This window comes from Arenibaculum sp. (assembly GCF_035998295.1).
In the GTDB taxonomy this organism is placed as follows: domain Bacteria; phylum Pseudomonadota; class Alphaproteobacteria; order Azospirillales; family Azospirillaceae; genus DASYHS01.
In genome coordinates this window covers 1-6,963 of record NZ_DASYHS010000188.1, presented here as the reverse complement: position 1 = coordinate 6,963, position 6,963 = coordinate 1, and the positions used below count along the sequence as shown (strand labels likewise).

The 6,963-nt window shown below is 65.3% G+C and carries 7 protein-coding genes and 1 pseudogene; 6 read left to right on the top strand and 2 right to left on the bottom strand.

What is annotated here, in order from left to right:
- Positions 1 to 483 precede the first annotated feature (483 nt).
- From VGO20_RS18590 to VGO20_RS18570, 5 genes and pseudogenes are all read left to right on the top strand, one after another.
- Entirely contained in the window at positions 484 to 999 is a 516-nt protein-coding gene (locus VGO20_RS18590) for a putative pterin-binding protein (RefSeq protein WP_327503870.1), read from the top strand.
- A 102-nt stretch (positions 1,000 to 1,101) separates the two neighbouring features.
- Positions 1,102 to 2,571: a sensor histidine kinase gene (locus tag VGO20_RS18585; protein WP_327503869.1), complete on the top strand. Its 1,470-nt coding sequence runs from the start codon at positions 1,102 to 1,104 to the stop codon at positions 2,569 to 2,571.
- On the top strand, positions 2,568 to 3,200 hold the full coding sequence (locus VGO20_RS18580) for a sugar O-acetyltransferase (protein WP_327503868.1): 633 nt from the start codon (positions 2,568 to 2,570) through the stop codon (positions 3,198 to 3,200). The genes VGO20_RS18585 and VGO20_RS18580 overlap by 4 nt, the downstream gene beginning before the upstream one ends.
- A gap of 224 nt (positions 3,201 to 3,424) precedes the next feature.
- Positions 3,425 to 4,021, top strand: a complete 597-nt coding sequence (locus tag VGO20_RS18575; RefSeq protein WP_327503867.1) for a UbiX family flavin prenyltransferase — start codon at positions 3,425 to 3,427, stop codon at positions 4,019 to 4,021.
- A 176-nt stretch (positions 4,022 to 4,197) separates the two neighbouring features.
- Positions 4,198 to 4,491 (top strand): annotated as a pseudogene (locus VGO20_RS18570) (ISAs1 family transposase); the annotation flags it as partial.
- 276 nt (positions 4,492 to 4,767) lie between these two features.
- On the opposite strand, the gene VGO20_RS18565 reads toward VGO20_RS18570, so the two are convergent.
- Both VGO20_RS18565 and VGO20_RS18560 read right to left on the bottom strand, forming a co-directional pair.
- The gene (locus VGO20_RS18565; protein ID WP_327503866.1) at positions 4,768 to 5,250 is read right to left on the bottom strand and encodes a GIY-YIG nuclease family protein; all 483 of its coding nucleotides are present in this window, start codon (positions 5,248 to 5,250) and stop codon (positions 4,768 to 4,770) included.
- A complete protein-coding gene (locus tag VGO20_RS18560; protein WP_327503865.1) occupies positions 5,250 to 6,440 on the bottom strand; it encodes a tyrosine-type recombinase/integrase in 1,191 nt (396 codons plus the stop codon). Before VGO20_RS18560 ends, VGO20_RS18565 begins: the two co-directional genes overlap by 1 nt.
- A gap of 149 nt (positions 6,441 to 6,589) precedes the next feature.
- Here VGO20_RS18560 and VGO20_RS18555 point away from each other — a divergent pair.
- Positions 6,590 to 6,963 (top strand): hypothetical protein (locus VGO20_RS18555; RefSeq protein WP_327503864.1); only part of this gene is annotated, 374 nt, incomplete at its 3' end.

Here is a 6,963-nt window from a genome sequence, read left to right as displayed (position 1 = left end):
AGGCCGTCGAACGGGCGACCGCCTACTGGAACCAGCACAAGCATCCCTTCATCTGGGGCCGACGGCGACGACATCGCGCCCCGCGCCGTCTCGGCGTCGCTGCTGCCCCAACTCTCTCAAGGACTTAGCGGATGCACCACTAAGTAGGACGAATCATTGCAACGCTTCGATGCCGGAAGTGAATTTCCGTTCGTTCCGTCGGCCGGAAGCGACGGTTCCTTGACATTCGTGCTCGTGGAAGTGGCGGCCGGATCCACCGCCGGTGGAGGGCGGCCGCCGTGCCGCATGAGGCCAAGCCGAGAATCGGGCCGGTCCCAAACGACGTCCCGCCCCGCGTACGGGCCCTGGTCTCCTACGCCGCCCCGAAGGGGTTGGCCGACCGGCCCGGTGCACACGGGATGAATCCGCCGAACAGTCCCCTCTTTTATTGCTTATGATTTTTGGCATCGGCATATTGGACGATGCAAAAGCATGAACGAATAGATGGGATTCTCGGTCGTGACATGGGCCAGGACGTTTAACGGGGTTGCGCTCGGGCTGTTGCTCTGGACAGCCGAAGCGGCAGCACTCGAAAAGCCGGCGGGCGATATCGTGTTGACGGTCGGGGGGCAGGTTTCCGAGACGAATGCCCCCTCGGCGGCCGTGTTCGACATGGCGATGCTGTCGGCGCTCCCTCAGACGAAGTTCGAGGCGACGACGCGATGGACCGACACGGCCGTCTTCGAGGGCGTGCTGCTGCGGGACCTCCTCGAGGCCGTCGGCGCCGAAGGCACTCAGATCGTCGCCACGGCCTTGAACGAATTCTCAGCGACGATCCCGATGGACGACGTCGTCGAGCTTCCGGTTCTGCTCGCAACCCGGGTGAACGGCGAGCCGATGAAGGTTCGGGATTTCGGGCCCTTGTGGATCGTGTACGACGTGGATGGGCGCCCTGATCTCCAGAACCTTCAGACCGAACGGAAAATGGTGTGGCAGCTCAAGGAGTTGGTCGTCCGCTGACGTGCTCGCCGGCCCGGGCGCAGCCCAAGCCGACAGCGCCGGTTCGTCAGCCCGGCAGGGTTTTCGAACGGCGCCGTACCACCCGCGGCAGAGCGAGGAGTCGTGAGCCCATCGACCAAGCGCTTCCGGGCCCTGGCCCTTCTGATCCTCGCGGCCCTGGCGACCCTGGTCGGCTCGTTCTTCCTGAGCCTTGACGCCAGCGACACCGCGCGGAGGCGATTCGCCGGCCTCGTCCGCGTCAGCATCTGGCATTCGTCGGAACTCCAGACCGAGACGCTGCGGCTGATCGGCATGCAGGACCGGTACGTCCTCGGCGACCCCCGGGTGAGCCGGGACGACATTCTGCTCCAGTACGAAATCCTGTGGAGCCGGTACCAGGCGGTTCTGAGGGACAAGCAAACGCTTCGCATATGGAGCGAGGGGGATGAAGTCCTGCAGGAGCTCTTCGACAAGCTGAGGAGCATCGAAGGGCTGCTTGCGGAGACGACGCGCGGGCCTTCCGTGGCAAACGCGCAGATCGCCGCCGTGCTGAACGGGACCGATTCCGACCTCAAGGCGTATTTCCGGGACGTCGTCACGGGAGAGGCCCTGGAGGCGATGTGGCGGCACGACATCGAGGCTTCCGACCTCAAATGGAAACTGTATGTCGTCGGCATCCTGACCTCCGGGCTCCTCCTGGCCGGATTGGTGTTCCACGAGCTGTCGCGCAGCCGTCTGCACGCGCGCCGGGAGCAGGAGGCGCGCGTCGCAGCGGAGAAGGAGCGCCAGAACGCCGAGCAGGCCCAGGTCACGGCCGAGCTGGCGAACCGGGCCAAGACCGAGTTCCTCGCGACGATGAGTCACGAGCTGCGGACCCCCCTCAACGCGATCATCGGCTTCTCCGAGGCGATGGCGCAGGGAATCCTGGGCCGGCTCGACAGCACCGGGCGCGGCTATGCCGGAGAGGTGGTCTCGGCGGGCCGGCATCTGCTGGGCATCATCAACGACCTGCTCGACCTCGCGAAAGTGGATGCAGGGCACCTGTCGCTCGAGGAGACGACGATGGCGTGCGAGAGGCTCCTGGATGCCTGCGTGCTCATGGTGCGCGACCGGGCCTTGCGGCGGCGCATAGACGTGACCATCTCGCTCGCCCAAGAGGACCTGATGATCTTCGGCGACGAGACGCGGATGAAGCAGGCGATCATCAACCTGCTGTCCAACGCCATCAAGTTTTCGCCGGAAGGGTCGACGGTCAAGGTCGCCGCCCAGCTCCGCGACACCGGCGGCATCTCGATCCAGGTGCGCGACGAGGGGATCGGCATGAGCTCGGAGGAGATCGCCGTCGCCATGCAACGGTTCCGGCAGGTCAGCCGGGGCTTCAAGCGGGTGCACGAGGGGACCGGCCTGGGGCTGCCGATCGCGGAAGCGCTGGTCAAGCTGCATGGGGGCGAACTGCGGATATGCAGTTCACCGGGAGCGGGCACGACGGCGATCATCGAACTGCCCGCCGAGCGGACCCGGCTTGCCCAGGGTGCCGCGGCTGCCCTGCGTTCAGTTCCTGTCCACCTCGTGGCCGATCGGGAGATCCAATGACAAACGGCGGACACGAGCGGCCCGTATCGAGTGAGCGCCAGAAGATGGAGCGCGGAGAGCCGTTCTGCTATCTGGACGAGGATCTGTCGGCGGCCTACGCCAAGGCGCAGGCCCTGCTCCGGCGGATCAACGAAACGCCTGCCGAGGACGCGTCGCTGCGCGACGTGCTGCTGAAGGACCTTCTTGGACATTTCGGCGCCGGCGCCAGAGTGAAGCCGCCGTTCCGGTGCGACTACGGCTTCAACATCGCGATCGGCGCGAACGCCGTGCTCAACTTCGGCTGTGCGATCCTGGATTCGGGGACGGTGAGGATCGGCGACTATGCCCGCATCGGCCCCGGCGTCCATATCTATACGGTCTGCCATTCGCTGGACCCGATGCTGCGCCGGACCAACCAGATCATCCCGCGGGGCGTCGTCATCGGCGACGACGCCTGGATCGCCGGCGGCGCCATAATCTGCCCGGGCGTCACGATCGGCGACGGCGCCGTGATCGGCGCCGGCAGCGTCGTCACCGCGGATGTGCCGCCGATGGCGCTCGCGGCCGGCAATCCGTGCAAGGTGATCCGCCGCCTGTCGGCCGAAGAGAAGAACGACGGCTACGTGAGGGAACCGGAAACGGTCTTTTGAGCTTCCGCCGAGCCGCCGAAGCCGAAGGGTGGTCGTCCAGAAGCCGAAGGGCGGTCGCCCAAGTGTGATCGACCGCGCGCCGTGGCGACGCCGGTGCGCAGGAGGCTCCCGGGGGCGCAGGAGGAGACGACGGCCCGGCCACTTTGGAAACGGGTGTTTTCCTGAGGCGGACCTCCGTTCAGACTAGCCGGCACGGGGCGGATGCCCGACTGGAACGAGAGCACATGGATCGGCGGCGGATCATAGTCGGAATCAGTGGCGCTTCCGGCGCCGTCTATGGCGTGCGGGCGCTGGAGACATTGCGGGCGCTGGACGTCGAGACGCATCTGGTCGTCTCCAAGGCCGGCGCGCTGACCCTGGAGCACGAGCTCGGCATGAAGGTGGCGGACGTCCGGGCGCTGGCCGACCGCCACTACGCCATAGGCGACGTCGGGGCTGCCTGCTCCAGCGGCTCGTTCCGCACGCTGGGCATGATCGTCGCCCCGTGCTCCATGAAGACGCTGGCCGAGATCGCCACGGGCGTCAGTTCGACGCTGCTGACGCGCTCGGCCGACGTCGTCCTGAAGGAGCGGCGGCGCCTCGTCCTGCTGGTGCGCGAGACGCCGCTCACGCGCGTCCACCTCACGAACATGCTGGCCGTTACCGACATGGGCGGCATCGTGGCGCCGCCCGTGCCCGCCTTCTACACGCATCCCGCCTCGATCGGCGACATGGTCGACCACACGGTCGGGCGCGTGCTGGACCTTTTCGATCTCGACACCAGCCTCGTCAAGCGTTGGAGCGGGATGCGGACGTCCGGACAGCAGGAGGAACCCGAGTAGAGGACCGGATCCGTATAGCCGAGCGGCACGATGATCAGGCCGGGATGGGAGAGCGGTGGGTACAGGGACATGATCGTCGTCTCGTTACCTCCGTGCAGCGGCGACGAAGCCGAAAAGACGGAACCGACCTTCCCGGCGAGCCTGCCTTGGGACCAGAGGCCGCCGAGCGAATCGATGAATGCCTTGAGCTTGGCCGACCGTTGCACAAGGTGCTGTTCCTGGTGGCCGCGGCGACGATCGCGGACTGTGGGGACTACGACGAGATCGCGTTGTGGCGACGTAACCATCTGGGCTTCCTGCGGCGCAGTCACGATCGTGCGGCCTGGCGCCAAGCGCCAAGCGCCGCATCTGGTCTCCGCCCGGGTGACGGGCGAACACCTGATGCCGGCCCAGGAGGCGGTGGGCGAGAAGGAGAACGAGTGCGCCGCGATCCCGCAACCCTGGACCACCTTGACCTCGACGGCGCCCTCAGCATGGCGGTCGCCAGACATTTCGCCATCAATGCCGTCCGCCTGGGCAAGGGCAAGTGCTCCATCAAGGCAACATGCAACCTTGCGGGGTGGGACCTCTACGTCCTCGCTTCGTTGCTCTGCCCAATCCCCGTGAACCCGCGTTCGAACTAGGCCTTGCTCCCCCTAAGAACCCCGCTGGCCGGAGCGGTCGGAGAACGAAAAAGCCCCGCCGGAGCGGGGCTAGATCGTTGATTTACTTGGCTTTCTGAATGGTTGGGGGACTAGGATTCGAACCTAGGCTGGCGGAGTCAGAGTTGTCTCCATCCCTAGGGTTTCTGCGGGTTTCAGCCCGCCGTGTTGCATTGATGTTGCATTGAGTGCTTCGCCCATGCTCTGCCGCATCGCCATGATCTGCTCTCGGGTGAACAGGGGATCGCCGGGGCGCTTGACGCGCCCGACCCGGACGCCGTTCCTTGCAATGATGGTGTAGTGCAGCTCGTGCGCGGCGGCCTCAATGGTGCCGGCCGCCCTTGATGGCTCGCAGCGAAACCATTCGCCGTTCATCCGGCAGTCGGCTAGCAACTCGTGCGTCCTCCGCTCGATCGAGTACGCGATACGCCGCTCACGAAACTTGAACAGATGGGCGAGATCCGCAGGGAAAGGGGAACTGGTTCGAATGTCGGCCAGACGGCGCTCGATGTCGTTGGCGATGCCGACCTTGCACATACGCAGTTCCCGCCCGGCTTCGCTGCGCAACGATACGACGTAGACATTCATCAGGCCGGCGCCCCGAGCAACCGGGCTTGAAGCTGCGCCATCGCCTCCCGGTCGTCTTCCTGGGAGGGGAAGAGGTGACCGTAGATGTCGAACGTCACCTGGATGCTCGAATGCCCCATGACGGTCTGGACCTTCTTCGGGCTCCACCCCTGCTCGATGAACAGCGAGGCTGCCGCGTGCCGTAGCGAGTGGAAGGTGTAGACGCCGGCATCGTCCGCCTTGGACCAGAGGCCGCACGCCTTCAGCAGCGGATAGAAGCCTTGGCGCGACAGGTTGGTGTGGGTGAGGGCTTGGCCCAACTCGTTCGGGAAGACGAGATCGAGGGCGGTGGCCGGGCAGGCCATCTTCCATTCCCGGAGCGTGTTCACGACGATCGGCGCGAGCGGGATATCCCGGCGACCCGCGCGGGACTTCGGCGGACCGATCTGCTGCCAGCGGTCCGCACGCTGGCGAACCCGGATCACGCCGGCCGACAGGTCGACGTTCGCCCAGGGCAGGCCGCGCAGCTCGGACGCGCGCATGCCGGTGAAGATCGCAGTCACAATGAGCGGGCGCCACGGCTGCGGCAGGTGGCGTTCCGGACGCCCTTCGCCTTTCACCCACCGGCCGCGGGTAATCTTCTTCAGCGGCCAGATTTCGGGTGCCTTGGCGAGCATGGCCCGGATGTGGTCCTTCGAGGGGATCTCACCTTCCTCCTCCTCGGAACGGCGCAGGTCGACGGTCACGCCCTCGGCCGGGTTCTGCGCCAGCAGGCCGCGGCGCCGCGCTTCCTTGATGATGCCCTTCAAGCTCGTGAGGACCCGCCTGGCCATATCGCGAGAGCGGGACTCTAGCAGCTGATCCTTGAACGCCTCGACGCCGGGCATGGTGAGCCTGGACAGCTTCTGTGCCCCGATCAGCGGCGAGATGTGAAGACGAAGGTGCTCCCGGTACATCTTGACCGTGCTCGCCTCAAGCCCGTCGTCCTCGCACCGCTTGATCCACAATTCGCCGACCTCGGCCACGGTGGAGGACGCCGAGTCCGCCGTGTGGATGCCCTGGGCAACCTCGGAGCGGGCGCGCACGAGGAACGCATCCGCCTCCCTCTTCCGCTCGAACTGCTTCGATCGCCGCGCTCCGTTCTGATCGCGATAGTCGCACTGCCACACAATTTTACCGCTGGGCAGTGTCCGCCTTCTGATCGTTGCCATCCCCTGCCACCCCTTGCATAAATATCAGCGGGCGCTAAGCCGCGGTCGTGGCGTTCCAGTATAGTACGCTTATTTGTCATCGTGACAAATGGCAATTGACCCGCTCCGAACGTTCCGCTAGGGTGTTAACTCTTACGGTGTGATCAGGCATGGCTAAGCTATCGCAAATCGTGGACGCTTTGGCAGGGGCGATCTGGTGGGAACCAGGTGAGGTCCGACATTTTGCCCGGCGTGCCCGAGAGGGGGGAGAGCTGACCAGCACCGGGGCTCGCGGGAATGCGGCTCCCGATGCAACGTCGCGAGATGCTGCAAGTCTGATTATCGCCGTCGCAGCGGCGACCTACGCTAAAGATGCGGCCAGGGTAATAAAAGACTATCGGCGGTTTTCTCTCGCAAAAAAACCAGATGGAAAAGGTCGCGTGTTTCACCACATCGACGCTGCGTGGGTCCCCGTAAAAGAGGCGGAGGCGCACGGATACTCACAATACGTCCCTGGATTTGACTTCAGCGCAAAGACGTACTT